The 17677-nt window shown below is 66.6% G+C and carries 14 protein-coding genes and 1 tRNA gene; 11 read left to right on the top strand and 4 right to left on the bottom strand.

Translation table 11 applies throughout. The features are described 5' to 3' along the window. Positions 1–8 precede the first annotated feature (8 nt). Entirely contained in the window at positions 9–1973 is a 1965-nt protein-coding gene (locus tag ACVIW0_RS33615; protein ID WP_461356260.1) for an AsmA family protein, read from the bottom strand. Between the two features lie 244 nt (positions 1974–2217). Here ACVIW0_RS33615 and ACVIW0_RS33610 point away from each other — a divergent pair, with 244 nt between their 5' ends. The 5 genes from ACVIW0_RS33610 to ACVIW0_RS33590 all read left to right on the top strand — a co-directional run bounded on the left by ACVIW0_RS33610 (position 2218) and on the right by ACVIW0_RS33590 (position 6510). Next, complete coding sequence (locus tag ACVIW0_RS33610) at positions 2218–2925, top strand: CoA transferase subunit A (RefSeq protein ID WP_461356259.1); 708 nt, start codon at positions 2218–2220, stop codon at positions 2923–2925. Between the two features lie 24 nt (positions 2926–2949). Next, positions 2950–3600, top strand: coding sequence for a 3-oxoacid CoA-transferase subunit B (locus ACVIW0_RS33605; RefSeq protein ID WP_456728397.1), 651 nt, complete (start codon positions 2950–2952; stop codon positions 3598–3600). Between the two features lie 263 nt (positions 3601–3863). Then, positions 3864–4883: a GlxA family transcriptional regulator gene (locus ACVIW0_RS33600; RefSeq protein ID WP_461356258.1), complete on the top strand. Its 1020-nt coding sequence runs from the start codon at positions 3864–3866 to the stop codon at positions 4881–4883. 102 nt (positions 4884–4985) lie between these two features. Next, positions 4986–5513, top strand: coding sequence for a tautomerase family protein (locus ACVIW0_RS33595; protein ID WP_461356257.1), 528 nt, complete (start codon positions 4986–4988; stop codon positions 5511–5513). 13 nt (positions 5514–5526) lie between these two features. Then, on the top strand, positions 5527–6510 hold the full coding sequence (locus tag ACVIW0_RS33590) for a carbon-nitrogen hydrolase family protein (RefSeq protein ID WP_461356256.1): 984 nt from the start codon (positions 5527–5529) through the stop codon (positions 6508–6510). A 22-nt stretch (positions 6511–6532) separates the two neighbouring features. On the opposite strand, the gene ACVIW0_RS33585 is transcribed toward ACVIW0_RS33590, so the two are convergent. Beyond that, entirely contained in the window at positions 6533–7468 is a 936-nt protein-coding gene (locus ACVIW0_RS33585; RefSeq protein WP_461357496.1) for a threonine/serine dehydratase, read from the bottom strand. 65 nt (positions 7469–7533) lie between these two features. On the opposite strand from ACVIW0_RS33585, the gene ACVIW0_RS33580 reads away from it, so the two are divergent. The 3 genes from ACVIW0_RS33580 to ACVIW0_RS33570 all read left to right on the top strand — a co-directional run bounded on the left by ACVIW0_RS33580 (position 7534) and on the right by ACVIW0_RS33570 (position 10786). Further along, a complete protein-coding gene (locus ACVIW0_RS33580) occupies positions 7534–7851 on the top strand; it encodes an ArsR/SmtB family transcription factor (RefSeq protein ID WP_461356255.1) in 318 nt (105 codons plus the stop codon). A gap of 409 nt (positions 7852–8260) precedes the next feature. Beyond that, positions 8261–9961, top strand: a complete 1701-nt coding sequence (locus tag ACVIW0_RS33575; RefSeq protein WP_461356254.1) for a vWA domain-containing protein — start codon at positions 8261–8263, stop codon at positions 9959–9961. Positions 9962–10300: 339 nt separating this feature from the next. After that, positions 10301–10786 carry a Crp/Fnr family transcriptional regulator gene (locus ACVIW0_RS33570; protein WP_095730922.1) on the top strand — a complete coding sequence of 162 codons (486 nt, stop codon included), beginning with the start codon at positions 10301–10303 and terminating at the stop codon, positions 10784–10786. On the opposite strand, the gene ACVIW0_RS33565 is transcribed toward ACVIW0_RS33570, so the two are convergent. After that, entirely contained in the window at positions 10725–11552 is an 828-nt protein-coding gene (locus tag ACVIW0_RS33565) for a metallophosphoesterase family protein (protein ID WP_461356253.1), read from the bottom strand. The genes ACVIW0_RS33570 and ACVIW0_RS33565 overlap by 62 nt on opposite strands. Before the next feature lie 443 nt (positions 11553–11995). Continuing rightward, positions 11996–15871, bottom strand: coding sequence for a PAS domain-containing protein (locus ACVIW0_RS33560; protein ID WP_461356252.1), 3876 nt, complete (start codon positions 15869–15871; stop codon positions 11996–11998). A gap of 336 nt (positions 15872–16207) precedes the next feature. On the opposite strand from ACVIW0_RS33560, the gene ACVIW0_RS33555 reads away from it, so the two are divergent. The 3 genes from ACVIW0_RS33555 to ACVIW0_RS33545 all read left to right on the top strand — a co-directional run bounded on the left by ACVIW0_RS33555 (position 16208) and on the right by ACVIW0_RS33545 (position 17575). Continuing rightward, positions 16208–16606, top strand: coding sequence for a phasin family protein (locus ACVIW0_RS33555; RefSeq protein WP_461356251.1), 399 nt, complete (start codon positions 16208–16210; stop codon positions 16604–16606). A 268-nt stretch (positions 16607–16874) separates the two neighbouring features. Then, positions 16875–17309 (top strand): phasin, encoded by a 435-nt coding sequence (locus tag ACVIW0_RS33550; protein WP_456752361.1) that lies wholly within the window; start codon positions 16875–16877, stop codon positions 17307–17309. Between the two features lie 189 nt (positions 17310–17498). Further along, a tRNA-His gene (locus ACVIW0_RS33545) sits at positions 17499–17575 on the top strand. The last annotated feature ends 102 nt before the right edge of the window (positions 17576–17677 follow it).

Raw genomic sequence — 17677 nt, 5'->3', positions numbered from 1 at the left:
TGGATCGATCAGTTCGATTTGGCATTCTCGGCCGATGCCGCCGGTGCGCCGCCGGATGCGCCGGCCGCTGCATCGGGCGCGGCCGCCGGCCGGGCGCCGCCGCCGGTGAAGCGCTCGATCACCGAGCGCACCGCGTCGCGGGTCTTGCGATCCTTCACCGCGTCGAGCAGCGGGGCGGATGCCGGCGAGCGGCGGATCAGGCTTTCCGGATCGGGGAAGATCAAGGGATCATCCCACGGACCCTGGATCACGAACGGCAGGTCGAACGCGTTGCCGCCGGCCGACGCCGAGGTCAGGCTGGCGACGCCCTTGAGATCGTATTCGCGGGACGGCACCGAGGCGGTGCCGGTCAGCGTGATCTTCGCCGTGGGGCTCACGACATGGATGTCATCGGCGGTGGCGACGCCGTCGGCGAATTTCACCGATATGCTGAGATTGTCGTAGGGCGTCGAGCCGGAGCGGAAATTGCCGCCGCCGGACAGCGGCCGCTTCTCCAGCCGCCGCAGCAGCTGCTCGACATTGAAGCCCGCGATCGCGCCGTCATGCCCGTTCAGCGTGGCGGTGCCATCAAGCGATGACGCGAGCCCGAACGGGCTCGAGCCCGAGGCCGTCAGCGAGACGTTGAGGTTGCCGCGGCCGGAGAGCTTGTTGATGCCGAACAATTCGCTGGCGCAGGCCTGCAGGTCGACATCGGTGAACTGGAATTGCGCCCTGACGTCGGCGACCGCATCCGAGCGCGCGATCGCGAACGAGCCCTTGGCGATGCCACCATACATCTGCGCCTCGCCGACGCTGAGCGCGAGCGCGCCGCCGCGCAGATTGGCGCCGAACGCGGTGCGGCCGAGCTTGGACGGACCGACCGTGACCTTGGCGGCCGACAGCCGCATGTCGAGATCGGTCGACGACAGCGAGGACAGGTCGAACAATTGCCTGTTCCAGTCGCGCTGGCCGCTCGCCAGCAGGCGGAACGTCGAGATGTAGGGCGTGAAGTCGAGATTGCCGGCGGCGAGCGTCGCCTGCAGCGTCTGCCGGCCGTTATTGGCGTAGGTCATCACCCCCTCGGCGACATTCCCGTCGAGCTCGACATTGACATTGGTGAGCGCGACGGAGCCGCCGACCACATTGGCGCGGGCCTTCAGCGCGAAGCGGCCGAAGCCGCCACCGCCGCCGGGCGGCGCCTGTCCCATCCAGCGCAACGCGTTGCGCAGCGACGGTGAGTCCATGGTGGCGGTGCCTTCCATCATCACGCTGGTGCGGTTGGCGACGGTGCCGTCGAAGGCAACCTTGAGCGGCGCGCTGGCGAGCCGGGCCTTGAGGCCGGAGCGGTCGCCCGACAGCAGCGCGACGAAATCGCTGGCGCTGATCGAGCCGTCGACGCGCTCGCCGCGCCAGTCGAACTGGCCGGTCGCGGCAAAGGAGCGCGAGATCGACGGCCAGGCCAACGACAGATCGATGTCGCCGAGCTTCTCGGAGATGCGGTTGGTGCCGTCCTCGTAATTCAGCTCGCCGTCCTGGATCCGGATCTCGGAGAACGACACCTGGTTCTCGGCGCCGGGCGTCATCGCCTTGGCGATGGTCTCGACGAACGGGGTCCAGTTGCTCTCGCCGGCGCCGTCGCGGACCACATGGATATGCGGGCGGAGCATCATGACGTCGGAAATCTCGAACCGCCGCAGCAACAGCGGCAGCAGCCGCAGATTGGCGGTCAGCACATCGACCTGCAAAGCCGGGTCGGTGGTATCGGCGCCCTTCAGCCCGACATTGTGGAAGGAAACATAGCTGCCCGGAAACACCGACACGTCGATCGGGCCGTTGACGACGAGTTCGAGCCCGGTCACCGCGCGGATCTGCGCCTCCACCGCGCGCTGCAGCGCGTCCCGGTTGAGGAACCATGACGTTCCGACCAGGCCGATGACCGCCAGGCCGAAAAGCGCCGCGATCGGCATCCCCAGGCGCTTAATTCCTTGGGCCATCGTCAATGACATATCCGGGTCGGGTTGAGGTCTGTCGGGTCGTCGTCGAACACAGCGGGCTCTCGCCGGAGGCCCCTGCCAACCCCCGCAACTTGAAGGGTTTTCTTGACGCTTTCAAGGCCATGTTGCCGCCCGAGGCCGCCGCCCGTCGCCGCCCCGGGGCCTGATTGACGCATTGCGAAGATTTCGCCTAATAATCCGCATTGCCACCGCCGTTCCGCGCCCTCCATCAGGTATTCGCTGCATGAACAAAGTTTATCCCGACGCCAAATCGGCACTCGATGGTCTCCTCAAGGACGGCATCATGATCATGTCGGGAGGCTTCGGCCTTTGCGGCATCGCCGAGACCCTGTCGGACGCGATCCGCGATTCCGGCGTCAAGGGCCTCACGGTCGTCTCCAACAATGCCGGCGTCGACGGCATCGGCCTTAGCCGGCTGCTGGAAACCCGCCAGATCAAGAAGATGATCTCGTCCTATGTCGGCGAGAACAAGCTGTTCGCCCAGCAATATCTTGCCGGCGAGCTCGAGCTCGAGTTCAACCCGCAGGGCACGCTGGCCGAGCGCATCCGCGCCGGCGGCGCCGGCATCCCGGCCTTCTATACCAAAACGGGCGTCGGCACGCTGATCGCCGAAGGCAAGGAAGTGAAGGAATTCGACGGCGAGAAGTACATCATGGAGCGCAGCCTGTTCGCCGACCTCGCCATTGTCCACGCCTGGAAGGGCGATACCGCCGGCAATCTGGTCTACCGCAAGACCGCGCGCAACTTTAACCCGATGATGGCGACCGCGGCCAAGGTCACCGTCGCCGAGGTCGAGCATCTGGTGCCGGCCGGCGAGATCGACCCGGACCACATCCATACCCCCGGCATCTTCGTCAAGCGCATCGTCGAGGTCGGCTCGGCCAAGAAGCGGATCGAATTCCGCAACACCCGTCCGCGGCCTGCCGCTTAGAACCCGATTTATCAGGAGAGCCTCATGGCCTGGACCCGTGAACAGATGGCCGCCCGCGCCGCCAAGGAGCTGCGCGACGGCTATTACGTCAATCTCGGCATCGGCATCCCGACGCTGGTCTCGAACTACATCCCCGACGGTATCGACGTCAGCCTGCAAAGCGAGAACGGCATGCTCGGTATGGGCCCGTTTCCTTACGAGGACGAGGTCGACGCCGACCTGATCAATGCCGGCAAGCAGACCGTCAGCGAATTGCCCTCGACCAGCTATTTCTCCTCGGCCGAGTCCTTCGGCATGGTGCGCGGCGGCCATATCGATCTGTCGATCCTCGGCGCCATGCAGGTGGCGCAGAACGGCGACCTCGCCAACTGGATGATCCCCGGCAAGATGGTAAAGGGCATGGGCGGCGCGATGGACCTCGTCGCCGGCGTCAAGCGCGTCGTGGTCGTGATGGAGCATTCCGCCAAGGACGGCCCCAAGCTGCTCAAGCAGTGCAATCTGCCGCTGACCGGCGAGCGCGTGGTCGACATGGTGGTGACCGATTTGGCGGTGTTCACCATCGACAAGCATGGCAAGGACGGCATGGCGCTGATCGAGCTCGCCGACGGCGTCACGCTCGACGAAGTCAAGGCCAAGACCGAGGCGGAATTCCGCGTTGCGCTGAAGAACACCTGAGACGATCGCTGCGGGACGATCCCGGATCCGTCCCGCACGATCCGACGACGTGGGGCGCGACAAGCGCGCCGCATCCACCGCCGTCGTCCCGGCGAAGGCCGGGACCCATACTCCGTGGCGGACATCGTGATCGGGACTCGTCGTCCCAGCATTGCGCACCAATCAGCATCGATGGCTCTGGGTGCGATCCCTGCGCGCAGGCCTTGCTCCGCCTGCGCCACGATGGCAGAATTACCCCAATTTGTGCAGGATCGGACACGGCCATGCCGCTCATCCGGATTTGGGTCTACGACGGCATCCTCGCTTCGGGTGTTGCGGGTATCGCCGACGTGTTCACCGCCGCCAATTCGGTGGTGGCGAGGCGGCCGCAGCGCCACGGCGGCAAGCGGTCACAGCTGCGCTGGCGCGTCGAGTCGCTGACTGGCCGGCCGGTCGAGACCGCGTCCGGCCAGATCGTTGGCGTCGATGGAGCGATCAGCGCGCGATCCGCGGCGGATGCGGTGGTGATCCCCGGGCCGTTCGTCGGCGACATCGAACGCTTCTTCGAGCGGCTCGATACCGTCGAGCCGCTGCTCGCCGCGCTGCGGCGGCAACATGAGCGCGGCACGTTGCTCGCGTCGTATTGCACCGGCAGCTTCATCCTCGCCGAGGCCGGCCTGCTCGACGGCCGGGTCGCCACCACCCACTGGGCGAAAGGGCGGACATTCGCGATGCGCTATCCGGCGGTGGATCTGCGCGTCGCTGAGATCCTCACCGAGCAGAACCGGATTGTCTGCTCGGGCGCGGTGACCACGTCGCTCAATCTTGCGCTGCGGCTGGTCGAGAAATTCACCGGCGCCGACGTGGCGACCGAGACCGGCAAGTTGATGCTGATCGACGGCAATCGTGTTTCGCAGGCATCCTATGCCAGTCGCACGCGCGACACGCAGCACTGCGACGCACTGGTGGCGCGGGCGCAAAGCCTGATGGAGAAGTCGCTGCAACAGGGGTTCAGCCTCGCCAGGCTGGCCCGCGACCTTTCAGTCAGCGAGCGCACCTTGAACCGCCGCTTCAAGCTCGCGGTCGGCGAGGCCCCCCTGCAATATCTGCAGGCGCTGCGGGTCGACGTGGCCAAACGCCTGATCGAATCCAGGCGGCTGAAGCTTGACGCGGTCAGCGCGCGCGTCGGCTACAACGATCTGTCGACCTTTCGCCGCCTGTTCAAGCGCGCAACGGGGCTTTCGCCACGCGAATACCAGCGCCGGTTTGTGCGAACGACCGCGCGCACGGCACAAGCCACCTGACGACGCCATGTCCGAATCTGCCCTGAGAATGGCGATACTGCCACTGCTGCGGGAGACAGCTCGCGCATAGACCTCGTCCTGGCAACAACAGGAGGTCTCTCAATGCCGATGATCGACGTGACAATTCCCGAAGGAGCCCTGAGCCCGGAAGCCGAAGCGCGGCTCATCAAGGAACTCGGCGATATCCTGATCGGTCACGAGGGGTTCGATCCGGCCAACAGGATTGCGCAAAGCGTCACCGTTGTCTTCCTGCATCGGCCGGCCGCAGTTTATGTGGCGGGCCAACCCTCGCCATCTCCGCGCTACCGGATTGTGCCGACCGTGCCGGAAGGCCAGTACACCGAAGCCTCGCGCGCGGCCCTGGTGAAGGACGTGACCGATGCAGTGGTGCGGGCTGATGGCGGTTCGTTCGAGGATGTCGCGGCGCAGGTCTGGGTGTTTCCGACCGAGATACCGGATGGCCAGTGGGGCAGCCGTGGCGTGATCCGTCCGCTGCCGGACATCCAGGCCTTCATCGCAGGCGAGCACGAGCGCAAGGTCGGCGAGGCGCGGCTCGCGCGACGGCGGCGCGTCAAGGCGCTCGAATTGCTGGCGGGTGCGCTCGACGCCGCGCGCAAGGGCGTCGAGTGAAGCGAGCGCAGCCGTGACAATCGATCCGCATTTCCGGCTCGCGGCGATCCAGGCCGCCGCGGTGCCGTTCGATCGCGAGGCGTCGGTGGAGAAGGCCTGCCGTCTGATCCGCGAGGCCGGCGCCATGGGGGCCACGATTGCCGCCTTCGGCGAGACCTGGCTGCCCGGCTATCCCTTCTTCTGTCATGCGCCGACCGGTCCGACCACCTTTCTCGCGATGGCTGACTATCTCGATAACGCCGTCGAGATTCCATCGCCGGCGACCGACCGGCTCTGTGCAGCCACCGAGGGCGCCGGGATCGATGTCGTGATCGGCATTGCCGAGCGCGACGCCGTAACCAAGGGCTCGGTCTACTGCACGCTTCTGTTCATCGGCCGCGAAGGCCGGATCCTCGGCCGCCATCGCAAGCTCAAGCCGACCTTCAACGAGCGTTCGGTGTGGGCTGACGGCGACGCGGTTGGCTTGCGCGTACATGAGCGGCCCTATGGCAGGATCAGCGGGCTCAATTGCTGGGAGCACAACACCATGCTGCCCGGCTATGCGCTGGCGGCACAGGGGACGCAAATTCATGTGGCGGCGTGGCCGGGACGGGAGCCCGCCGTGGCACCGCCGTTGCCGACGCCGCTGTGGCCGCGGCAAGTGTTGCTGTCGCGCGCGTTCGCATCCCAGGCCGGCTGCTACGTCATCGCCGTCGGCGGCATGCGCTCGCACGAGGCGACGCCCGAGCGCTATCGCGAGTTGTCGACGGTCGAGTATAGCGGCGACAGCGTGATCATCGATCCGCGCGGCGAGATCATCGCCGGGCCGGCGCAAGGCGAGACCATCCTGATCGCCGACGGATCGCGGCAAGCGGTGCTCGCCGCCAAGGCGCTGTGCGATATCGGCGGGCATTATTCGCGCCCCGACCTGCTGCGGCTGATCGTCGACCGCAATCCGCAGGATCGCGTCGTCGACTGCGGCTTCGCCGGCCGCGTCACCCCTGACATGTGGGAGTGACGCGAGCGGACTTGCCGCGCCGTCAATGGGTGCGGTTGAAGTCCACCGCGGTGGTGTTGCCGCCGCTGACCAAAACCGCGACCCGCTCGCCGGGCTCGGGCTTGTAGGCGCCCGACAGCAGCGCCGAGATGGCCGCGGCGCCGCCGGGCTCCGCGACGACGCGCAGCGCGCGCCACAGCGTGTCCTGCGCCGAGGCAATCGCATCATCGGACACCAGCACGGTGCCGCTGACAAATTTCGCGGCGATCGGGTAGACGCGATCACCGACCCGGCGCGGCGCCAGCGAATCCGCGGCGATCCCGCCGGCCTCGGCATCGACCGGATGGCCGGCCGCAAGCGCGCGGGTCAGCGTCGGCGCGGCCGATGGTTCGACGCCGATCACCTTGATGCGGCCGGCGAACCAGGCGGCAATGCCGGCGATCAGCCCGCCGCCGCCGACCGCAACCAGCACGGTGTCGATGTCGGGCGCCTGCTGCTCGAGCTCGAGGCCGAGCGTCGCCTGGCCCATGATGGTCTCGCGCTGGTCGAAGGCCGGTACCGGCATCGCACCGCTTTGCCGGGCCCAGACCTCGCTGGCGGCGAGCGCGTCGGCATACCGGTCGCCCTCGATCACGAGCTCGGCGCCGTAATCACGGATGCGCTGCACCTTGGCCGGCGACGAGACGCTGGGCACGAAGATCCGCGCCGGCTTGCCGAGCGTCATCGCGGCATAGGCGGTGGCCGCACCGTGATTGCCGCCCGATGCGGCAACCACACCGGCGGCCGGTACCTCGCGGGTCAGGAGATTGGTGAAGGCGCCGCGGGTCTTGAACGAGCCGGCATGCTGCAGCAGCTCGAGCTTCAACGTCAGCGGACCGGCCGCGAGACCGAACTCGCCGCGGTCGAGCGCGACCACCGGGGTCCGCCTGACATGGGGACGGATCAACGCCGCGCTGCGTTCGATGTCTTGCGAGGTGATCTCGGTCACGGCGGCCTCCAAGGTACGGTAATTGACAGCACTTAGCCATTTAGCTAATTAGCAATATGCCTACTTCGCCTGATGATGTCGAGTCCACCCTGCGCGCGCTGGCGAGCGATCGCCGGCTGTTGATCCTGGAGTGGCTGAAACGTCCCAAGGCGCATTTCCGCCCGCAGGTCGACGGTGATCTCGTCAAGGACGGCGTCTGCGCGGTGCTGATCGCCGAGAAGCTCGGCGTCAGCCAGCCAACGGTCAGCGAGCATCTGAAGATCCTGGCGCAGGCCGGTCTAGTGACCACCAAGCGCGTCAAGCAATGGACGTTCTACAAGCGCGACGAGGCACGGATCGGGCGGATCAAGGCCGCGATCATCGAGAAGGTCTAGGCGGAGATGGCGGCGCGTGCGGACGCTTCGTCGTCGCGTCATATGCAAAGGCGCGCCAGCCAATGCATGGCAGCGTGCAAAGCTTCGTCATCTGTGATCACACTCACATCAGCATCCGAGGCCACGGCAACCCTGCAAGCGATTTATTTGTAGTCGGCGTGTCGCGTCAGGCCAAACGCTTGTCGCAATAGTCCAAGTGTTCGGCGGCAAGTTGCGCCAATAGAAGGTGATTTGGCGTTTGGCTGCGTACACATCGCAATCGTGTCACATCAGCAATCCGGCCAATAAAAACAAAATCGAGATCGAAGCAGGGCGCGGCTGCGGCAGGGCACGTGTGATCTCGCGACACACGTCGCGCCGTCGCCGTCGTCTTTGCCCTTCGATTGTCTCCATCATCGAGGATCGTTCCGTGATTAAGCTCTTCCGCCGCTCGTTCGCCGCCGGCCTGCTGTCGCTTGGCCTGGCGTTGCTGCCATCTCATGGCGTCCAGGCGCAAGCCCAGGCGCAGGGCACCGACACCATTCTCGTGCTCGATGCATCCGGCTCGATGTGGGGCCAGGTCGACGGGCAGAGCAAGATCTCCGCGGCAAGGCAGGCGGTCGATGCCATCCTGTCGAAATGGAATCCGGCCGACCGTCTCGGCGTGATGGTCTACGGTCATCGCTCGAAGGGCGACTGCAAGGACATCGAGCTGATGGTGCCGGTCAGCAAGTTCGACCCGGCGCGGATCAAGGCGGCGGTCGACGGCATCAACCCGAAGGGCAGGACGCCGATCGCGGATTCGCTGCGCGCCGCCGCCGAGGCGCTGCACGCGACCGAGAACAAGGCCAATGTGATCCTGGTCTCCGACGGCATCGAGACCTGCGCGCCGGACCCGTGCGGCGCTGCCGCCGAATTGAAGAAGGCCGGCATCGGCTTCACCGCCCATGTCATCGGCCTCGACGTCGCCGATCCCGCGGCGAAGAGCCAGCTGCAATGCATCGCGCGCGCGACCGGCGGCGTCTATCTCGACGCCGGCAATGCCGCAAGCCTGACCGGCGCCTTGACCAAGGCGGTGGCGGCGACGCAAGGCAGCAAGGTCGCGAGCGAGGCGCCGGCGAAACCGGTGGCGGCCGATCCCTATCTCGGCAAGAACATCCGCGGCGTGGCGCGGCTCGCCGAAGGGCTCGATCCGATCAGCGACGAGGACGTCAACTGGGGCATCTACAAGCGCGCCGGCGACGAGAAGGGCGAGCATGTCAACACGTTCTACGGTGCGCCGTTTGCCGACAACGTCGCGCCCGGCGATTACATCGTCGAGGTCACCTACCGGCAGCTCAAGCGCGAGTTTCCGCTCAGGGTCGAGAAGGGCAAGCCGGCCGTGCTCGATGTCATCCTCGACGCCGGTTACGTCACCAGCGAAGGCGCGGTGGCCGGCGGTGCGGGCAAGGTCGATGACGTGGTCTGGCAGGTCTCCGACAAGGGCGGCACGCTGGTCGCGCAGGAATATGACGCGGTGCCGCGCTTCGTGCTGGCCGCGGGCAATTATACCCTGACCCTGACCAAGGGCCAGTCGAAGACCAGCAAGCCGTTCTCGGTCGCCGCGGGCGATGCAAGCAACGTCCAGCTCACGCTCGATGTCGGCAAGCTGATCGTGACCTCGACCTACGCCGAGGGCGGCCCCAAGGTCGAGAAGGACATCGTGGTCGCGGTCTATCAGCCGGCCAAGGCCGACGGCGACGAGGGTGAGAAGGTCGCGCAGGGATACGACGCCGAATCCAGGTTCGATCTGCCGAGCGGCAGCTACGAAGTGATGGCAACAGTCGGCGAGGCCAAGGGCACGGTGCGTGCGGAGGTGAAGTCCGGCGCGCCGACCCGGATCAACGTCAACCTCAACGCCGGCGTGGTCGGGATCAAGACCGACGGCGCGCAGGAGATCGACATCCTCGGCGCCGAGCGCGACCTCAATGACGAGCGCAAGCGCGTCTCGGTGAGCTATGATCAGGCCACCAACGTCGCGCTCCCCGCCGGCGACTATGTCGCCGTCGCCATCTATGCCGACGGCCAGAAGGTCGAGAAGCCCTTCTCGATCACCGCCGGCAAGCGCCAGACGGTGGAGATCAAGCAGTAGGGGCGGCGGTGCTCGAGGCCGTTCTGCGCGTGAGGTGAGCACGCTCTCCAGGCTCCCTCCCCCCTTTGCGGGGGAGGGTGGGGAGAGGGGTGAGCCCCGGGCGGGATGGTCGCCGTTAGCTTCGCTTGCGCAATCGCGATCTCGTCGTCGCCAAATGGAGAGAGTTCGCCGTGTGGCACCCCTCTCCCTAACCCTCCCCCGCAAGGGGGGAGGGAACCCACCCGCCGGTGCGTCCCTTACGTCGCCGCACCTGCCGACAATTTGAGCAAATCGCCCAGCTAATCCCTTTCACCTCCGCAGCATCTCTGCCTAGTCTGGCCTGAGATGGAGGCGGACAGCATGCGAGCGATCCTTGATCACTGCACGGGCGGGGCCAGGCGCAGCCTGCCGGCCGGCACGGATTTCGTCGAGGAGGGCGGCAAGACCGGGCACCTGTTCGTGCTGCTCGAGGGCAAGGTGGAAGTCATGAAGGGCGACAGCCTGGTCGCCGTGATCGACGAGCCTGGTGCGGTGTTCGGCGAGATGAGCGTGCTGCTCGACCGGCCGCACAGCGCGAAGGTGCGCACGGCGTCCGACTGCGTGCTGTATGAATTCGACGATGCGGCGTCGTTCCTGCGCGAGCAGCCGGCGGTGGCGCTGTTGATCGCGCAGCTGCTGGCGCAGCGGCTGCACGTCGCGACCACCTATCTGGCCGACCTGATGCACCAATATGCCGACCACGGCACCCATCTGGCGATGGTCGGCGAGGTGCTGCAAAGCATGATCAACCTGCCGCCGATGCAGGTCGCGCCAGGCTCGGATCGGCAATCCGATCCAAGGATATGAGCCAGTCCGGCGCCTCGCGCACCGGCTCTGCCGGCCGCGACAACGGCACCTTGAGATCGACGATCTGCGCATCACCGGCGGCAAGCCAGAACGCCTTGTCCTGCGCGAGATCGAGCACGATGTAGACCGGCGGCCGGCCGGGCTGCAGGCCGGTGTTGAACACCCAAGTGGTGCCGATCCGGTCGAACCACGACCCGCTCGGAATGAACGGCGACTGATGGACGTGGCCCGAGATCACCATCGCCGGATGGTGGTGCTCGATCCAGTGCAGCAGCTCGACGTCGCCGAAGAAGCGCTTGCCGCCCCAGCTGATCGGTGAATCCGCCGGCGGGGCGTGATGGACCCAGACCCAGCGTCCGTGCGGCATCGCCGCTGCCGCGCGCAGCTGCTCGTCGATCCGCGCCTTGACCATCGGGCCATCCCACCACGGGCACACCGTGAACAGCGTGTCGCCGATGGTCAGATTGTCGCCGTCGCAGGCGATGCCGAACTCCCTGATGTCGGCAACCCAGCGCGCGATCTTCTCGCCGTCCGCGCTGCGCTCGTCCAGATCGTGATTGCCCGAACAGAAGATCACGCGGGTCAGACCGGAGAGCCGCGACAGATATTTTGTGACGACGACGATCTGGGCGCGGTAATCCACCGCCGAACCGAGATTGAGCGCATCGCCGGCGAAGATCACGAGGTCGAATTGCGGCGCCGCCGCCAGCAGCCAGTCGAACTGCGGCAACGAGTAGTGCAAATCCGCGACGACGAGACAGCGCATCCGCCAGATCCAAATGCCCGGGGGGCCAAACGGCAATGAATTATTCAAACAATCGGGAAATCGCAGCAAGATCCATGCCGCGCCGCGCGGATCAGGCGCGACAGATTTTCGCAGTATCATCGCAAGCAATCCGCGCTGCTTGCGTGAGAAGTGAGTGTGAGCACGCTGTCTGGCTCCCTCTCCCCTTGCGGGAGAGGGGGGGGGGGAGAGGGGTGGCCCCGGGCGAGATAGGCGATGAAGGCTTGTTCTGGCAATCACGCTCTGAGCTTGTCGATGAATATTGGAGAGAGCGCGCCGCGTGGTACCCCTCTCCCCGACCCTCCCCTGCATCCGCCTTCGCCAAGAGGCTTCGGCGGACAAGTGGGGGAGGGAGCCTGTCCGCTGGTGGCTCCCTCACGCGGAAGCGAGAAATCCGTTGATCGTTCGCGTGCCCGTGCCGCCGCTCACGCCCTCGCCGCAGCGTGAGCAAACGTCACCTCGATCAAGGTGCCGGTGCGGCCGCCGGGCCGGATCTGGAATTTGGCGCGGTTGGCTTCGACCAGCGCCTTGGTCAGCGACAGGCTGACACCGGCGGAGCCGGCCTGGTCCGAGGGTGTCGGGGCGCGGAACGGCTCGAGCGCGGCGGCGACCTCGTTGTCGTTGAGGCTCTGGCCGGTGTCGCGCACCCGCAGCATCACCTCGCCGAAATCCGACAGCGCGGTCGAGACGATCACCTGGCCGCCGGCATTGGCGAGATGGATCGAGTTGCCGATCAGGTTCAGCGTGATCTGGCGCAGCGCGCGGGCGTCGGCGACGACCGGCGGCAGCGTATGGGCGAGCGAGGTGCGGATGATGATGCGCTCGCGATTGGCCTGCGGCTGCATGACCGCGACGCAGCTCTCCACCATCTCGTTGAGGTTCTGGCTGGTGAAGGCGAGGTCGAGCTTGCCGGTCTCGATCCGCGACAGATCGAGCAAATCGTTGACGATCGCGATCACCCGTTCGCCGGAGGCGCGGATGTCCTTCATGTATTCGACATAGCGCTCGTTGCCGAGCGCGCCGAAGCGTTCGCCGATCATCACCTCGGCAAAGCCGATGATGGCGTTGAGCGGGGTACGCAGCTCGTGGCTGATCCGCGCCAGCACGTCGGTCTTGGCGTTGGCCGCGCGTTCGGCGAGCCGCCGCGCCTCGCGCACCTCGCCCTCGCTCTTCTTGGTCTGCGAGAGATCGCGGAACACGGCGAAGAAGTTCGGACCGTCGGCGCGAGTGCGGCCCATCGTCACCGACAGCGGGATGATGCCGCCCTGGCGGACGCGGCCGAGCGTCTCGCGGCCGTGGTCGAGCAGGCTCTCGACGCCGGCCGATTTCACGCTCGCCAGATAGTCGAAGATGCCGTGCTGGCTTTCCGGCGCGAACAAATCGGCGAGGTTGTGCGTGACGAACTCGCTGCCATCATAGCCGAACAGCGCTTCCGCGCTGCGGTTGCAGGAATGGATGTTGCCTTCGGCATCGAACATGATGATGCCTTCGGCCGCGGTGTCGAGAATGGCGCCGAGCTCCTCGGCGTCGGCATGGCCCGCCTGCGGCGGCGGTGGCGCAGGCACCGGCTCCGCTTTTGCCTCGGGCTCGGAGAGGGCGGCGGCGACCGCGGTGTCCTCGTCGAGCGTGCGCGAGAAGATCAAGGCCAGCGCCGCGTCATCATCCCAGCTGATGGTGTGCAGCCGCGCTTCGGCGGGCACCTGCTCGGCCTGGCCGTTCTGGTTTGCGGAGATCGTGACCGGCGTGCCGGTACCGGAGGTGCTGCTCGCCTGCGAGACGCCGGGCTCGACGTAGAGCGCATCCAGCCCGCCGGCGGCCTCCAGCGCGTGCAGGCTGTCATAGCCCATGCGGGCGAGGAAGGCGTGGTTGGCATAGAGCAGGCGGTCGAGCCGGTAGACCAGGATGCCGACGGGCAACAGGTCAAGCAGCGCGCGGTCGCGCCGGGTCTCGGCGCGCGGCGCGGGCTCGGCGGCGGCGAGCCAGCCGGGCTTTGGCGTGTCGGCCGGCGTCTCCAGTTGCGCGACCGCGTCCTGCTGTGCCGGCGGCTCCGCCTGTTGCGGCGGCTCGCTTGCGGGCGGCTGTTCGGCGACCGGCTCGGCGGTGACGCTCTCGTTGGTCGTAGCAGTGAGGCCGGCCTCGCTCTCGAGCCGGGCCGACAATTGGCGCGCGAGCTCGTTGAACGCGTTGTTCTCGACCGGCGTCAGCGACGGCGGCCGCGCGTCGCCGGCGGGGCGGAACGGCACCACATTCGGTGGCGGGTCGTGACGCACTTCGTGCGTTTCCTCATGCGTGTCCACGGCGTGATCCGGATCGGCTTGGTGTGAAGTCTCTGCTGCTACAGGCTCGGTCAATTCCTCTGGTGGCGTTATCGTATTCGCATCGGGCGGCGGCTCCGCATGCGGCGGAGGATCATCATGCGGCGCGGCCGGTCCGGGCGGCGCAGCGGTGCGCGGCGTCGGTGCGGCATCGGCCGACAGCGATCGCGGCTCGACCGCGCCGCTGAAGAACTCATAGCGGCGCAACGCGGCGAGTCGCGCAAGCCCGTCGAGATCGCGACACACACCAAAGCCGCGATAGCCGGCGAAATTCCGGTTGCGGTCGAACACCGGCAGGCCGGACAATTCGACCGGCAGCCGGCCGCCGCCGTCGACCGGCCAGTGCAGCGTGATGCCGCTCCAGGTGTCGTGGCTGGCAAAGGCCTGCATGACGCGGCCCTCGGGATCGAGCCCGAAGCTGTCGGCGATGTCGCTCCACAGCCGGCCGAAGCCGGCCGCGGTGTGCAGGCCGATCAGGCGGGTGAACTCGTCGGAGCCGAGCGAGAAGCGCGCCTCATGGTCCATCTGCCACATGAAGCGCAGCGGATGCCGCCGCACCGGCAACGGCTCGTCGAGCCAGGATGGCGGCTTTGCCGGTGCCGACGTCGCCGGCTCTGCGGCCGGTGGCGGCGCGGGCAGATCCGCGATCGCATAGGGCGAGGGGGCGGGGTCGGCCGGCGGTGCCGGTATTTCCGAAGCGGGCGCGCCTGCCGTGTCTTCGGCGACAGGTGCGGGCTGCGATGCAGGCGCTCCGACCTGCGCTTCAGCCGGCGCCTCGATCAGCGCTTCCGACAGCGGCTCCTCGACGGCGGGGCTTTTGTCAGGTGTGGTGTCGAGAGCAGCGGCCTCGAGAGGAACTGGCTCTGCACGCGTCTCTTCTGACGCAAGAAGTGACGCAGCGCGCACCGGCTCTTCGACCTGCGCTTCGGCAGGGGCTTCGATCAGCGCCTCCGACAGCGGCTCTTCGAGCGCCGGAGTGTCGTCGGATGTCGTGTCGAGAGACGCGGTCTCGAGGGACCCTGAGTGCGTCAGTTCTGACGCGAGCGATGGAGCAACGCCCGCAGGCTCGGACTCTGTCGCGCTGATGATCGGTTCGGCGGCTTCTTCCGGCGTCGGGTCGAGTGCGTCGAACAGCGTGAAGGTGGCCGGCTCGTCGGGGGCTTCGTGATGCGCCGCTTGTTGTTCGACGGCGAGCGGTGCTGGCGGCGGCTCGGTCGCTGCGGCCTCTGGCGGCGTAGCCGCTGCGGATACCGGTGCTTCAGGTGCTGTCGGCGCAGCCGACTCAGGCTCGATGGGTTGAGGCACGATCGGCGCCGCAGGTCTTGCGGCAAAATGCGCTGCCGGCTTGATCAGCGCGACCAGCGCGCGATCGGCGCCGCGGCCGATCCGTTGCAGCATGACGCGGCCGATCGCAACGCTCGCCGCCGCGCGGCCCTGCGCCAGCGCCTCGTCGCGCGCGGCATCGAGACCGGCTTCGCCGAGATCGTGCAGGCCGGGCAGCGGACGTGCCGCTTCGTTGGTGGCGATCAGCAGTCCGTCACCGGTGAAGGCGGCAGCCGGACGCGGCAGTCCCTGCACCAGGCGCAGCAAGCGCTCGGCAAGCGGCATGCTGCGGCCGGTCGCATTGAGCGCCGAGATCAGGATGCCATGGCTGCCGTCCGGCAACTCGATGCGAATGCAGCCGCAGGTCGCGAGCATGCCGGGCGCCGCGCCGAAGCCGCGCAGCCGCTCCAGCCGGGCCGCGCCGGTGGTGCCGAGGCTGGGGCCGAGGCGTGCGACCTGGCGGCGATGCGGATCGGCCGGACCGAAGACGCGCTTCGCGAGTTCGGCGCCGTTGGCGGCACCGAATACCTGCGCACCGGCCGGGTTGGCCCACAGAATCCGTGCGCCGTCGGCCGACCACAGCCATGCCGGCAGGGAGCTCGTCGCATGGTCCGCCAGCCTGACATCGCCGAGCGCCTGAATCTGGAATTCCGCGTCACTCATCACGCAAGATTTGACCGCATAGGTTTGGCTTTCTTCCTTAAGCTCAGCCGAGGGCTCGGCGGCCGCAGGACGACAGCCTTAACAGAAGGTTAGTATCGCAACTGGGGCGCGACAGGTCCATGTTTGAGGCCAAACTGCCCCCGCCAAAGCCGGGATAACGTTAACTTGGCTGAACGATCCACAGCGGTTTAGCGTTGTCGGGGCAGAGGCGGTGACTGCGATAGTGTTGCGGCGCCGGACGGGCGTCACACCTGTGGTTGCAGTGCCGCGATAATATCCTGCCGTGCGCCCGCAAGGCCAAGCGGCGGGCCTATCACCAAGCGAGGGAGAACGACCATGAGCGACAACGGGCGTGACCAATTCGAGATCCCCAAATTCGAGATCCCCAAGGACATGCGGTCGATGGCGGAGGCGAGCTTCGAGCAGGCGCGCAAGGCTTTCGAGCAGTTCGTGACCAATGCCAGGGACACCGCCGGCAAGATCGAGGAGCGCAACGCCACGATGCGCGCCGGTGCCAAGGACCTGTCGACCAAGGCGTTGTCCTATGCGGAGAAGAACGTGCAGTCGTCGCTCGACTACGCCCAGTCGCTGCTCAAGGCCAAGGACCTCACCGAGGTGATGCGGCTGCACAGCGAGTATGTGCAGGGCCAGATGCGCTCGCTCGCCGAGCAGGCCAGCGAAATGGGCCAGGCGGTCAGCCGCGCGGCGATGGATGCGGTGAAGCCCAAAAGCTGACGGGTCAGGCTGACTAGAGGCCGATTTTGGCCCAACCCTCGGTCGGGCGCGGTAACCCTATATTCCGCCACATAAAAAATGTGGCGTCGCACGTGATCCCACATTGCGTTGCACAATATTGACATGATATGGGTGTTTATTAGGCGCGCCCGACGAAGGGCAATCCCGTGAATCAAGGCAGCGTGATCCATTTCAACGTTCCCGGCCTGCTGGCTCCGGGGCGTTCGCAATGGTCACATCTACTCAACCGTTGCGAAGGATTACACGTATGACCAACCCGTCCGATCCGTTCTCCGCCTCCATCATCCCGTTCGAGGTTCCCGAGCAGATGCGCGCGTTCGCCGAAAAGGGCGTGCTGCAGGCCCGCGACAGCTACGCCAAGTTCAAGGACGCTGCCGAGACCCACAACTCGACGGTCGAAGCCGTGTTCACCTCGGTGAGCAAGGGCGCCAGCGCGTATTCAGCCAAGCTGATCGAGTTCTTCAAGGCCAACACCACCTCGTCGCTCGACTTCGCCCAGGAGCTGTTCAGCGTGAAGTCGCCGACCGAAGCGGTCGAGCTGTGGACCTCGCATGCCCGCAAGCAGTTCGAGACCTACACCGCGCAGGCCAAGGAACTGGCCGAGCTCGGCCAGAAGGTCGCCAGCGAGACCGCCGAGCCGATCAAGGCCAGCGCCTCGAAGTTCTACAAGCCGGCCGCCTGATCGCGGTCCATAGGACCTAAGCGAAAGGCCCGGGCCTTGACGGTCCGGGCCTTTTTGCTGGGCGCGGGCCCGGCAAACGGCCCGAGATAAGAGCGGAAATCGGCGCGTTACGGCCTTGCCAAAGCGCGGCGTTGCACCTAGTTTCCGCCCGAAATCGCGGCCCCGCTTGAGCGGGCCGTGCGTCAGGATGCAGTTGTAGCTCAGTTGGTTAGAGCGCCTGTCTGTGGAACAGGAGGTCGGTGGTTCGAGCCCACCCAACTGTACCAATACACAAGATCACCCAACGCGACATCGCAGGATCGAGCCATCGAACGGTCGCTTGCATCTCGTTCATCGCCACCTGCGTGTCATCTCGTCCGCTTGCACTT

It is taken from the genome of Bradyrhizobium sp. USDA 4454 (assembly GCF_054822705.1).
The sequence above is the reverse complement of the archived record's forward strand: the minus strand, read 5'-3'. Positions and strand labels throughout refer to the sequence as shown.

Bases quoted from the DNA above. Each gene is read 5' to 3' on its own strand.
- ACVIW0_RS33605 (WP_456728397.1), top strand. From the start codon at position 2,950: ATGGCCTGGACCCGTGAACAGATGGCCGCCCGCGCCGCCAAGGAGCTG.
- ACVIW0_RS33595 (WP_461356257.1), top strand. From the start codon at position 4,986: ATGCCGATGATCGACGTGACAATTCCCGAAGGAGCCCTGAGCCCGGAA.
- ACVIW0_RS33615 (WP_461356260.1), bottom strand. From the start codon at position 1,973: ATGGCCCAAGGAATTAAGCGCCTGGGGATGCCGATCGCGGCGCTTTTC.
- ACVIW0_RS33600 (WP_461356258.1), top strand. From the start codon at position 3,864: ATGCCGCTCATCCGGATTTGGGTCTACGACGGCATCCTCGCTTCGGGT.
- ACVIW0_RS33565 (WP_461356253.1), bottom strand. From the start codon at position 11,552: ATGCGCTGTCTCGTCGTCGCGGATTTGCACTACTCGTTGCCGCAGTTC.
- ACVIW0_RS33555 (WP_461356251.1), top strand. From the start codon at position 16,208: ATGAGCGACAACGGGCGTGACCAATTCGAGATCCCCAAATTCGAGATC.
- ACVIW0_RS33560 (WP_461356252.1), bottom strand. From the start codon at position 15,871: ATGAGTGACGCGGAATTCCAGATTCAGGCGCTCGGCGATGTCAGGCTG.
- ACVIW0_RS33550 (WP_456752361.1), top strand. From the start codon at position 16,875: ATGACCAACCCGTCCGATCCGTTCTCCGCCTCCATCATCCCGTTCGAG.
- ACVIW0_RS33570 (WP_095730922.1), top strand. From the start codon at position 10,301: ATGCGAGCGATCCTTGATCACTGCACGGGCGGGGCCAGGCGCAGCCTG.
- ACVIW0_RS33610 (WP_461356259.1), top strand. From the start codon at position 2,218: ATGAACAAAGTTTATCCCGACGCCAAATCGGCACTCGATGGTCTCCTC.
- ACVIW0_RS33580 (WP_461356255.1), top strand. From the start codon at position 7,534: ATGCCTACTTCGCCTGATGATGTCGAGTCCACCCTGCGCGCGCTGGCG.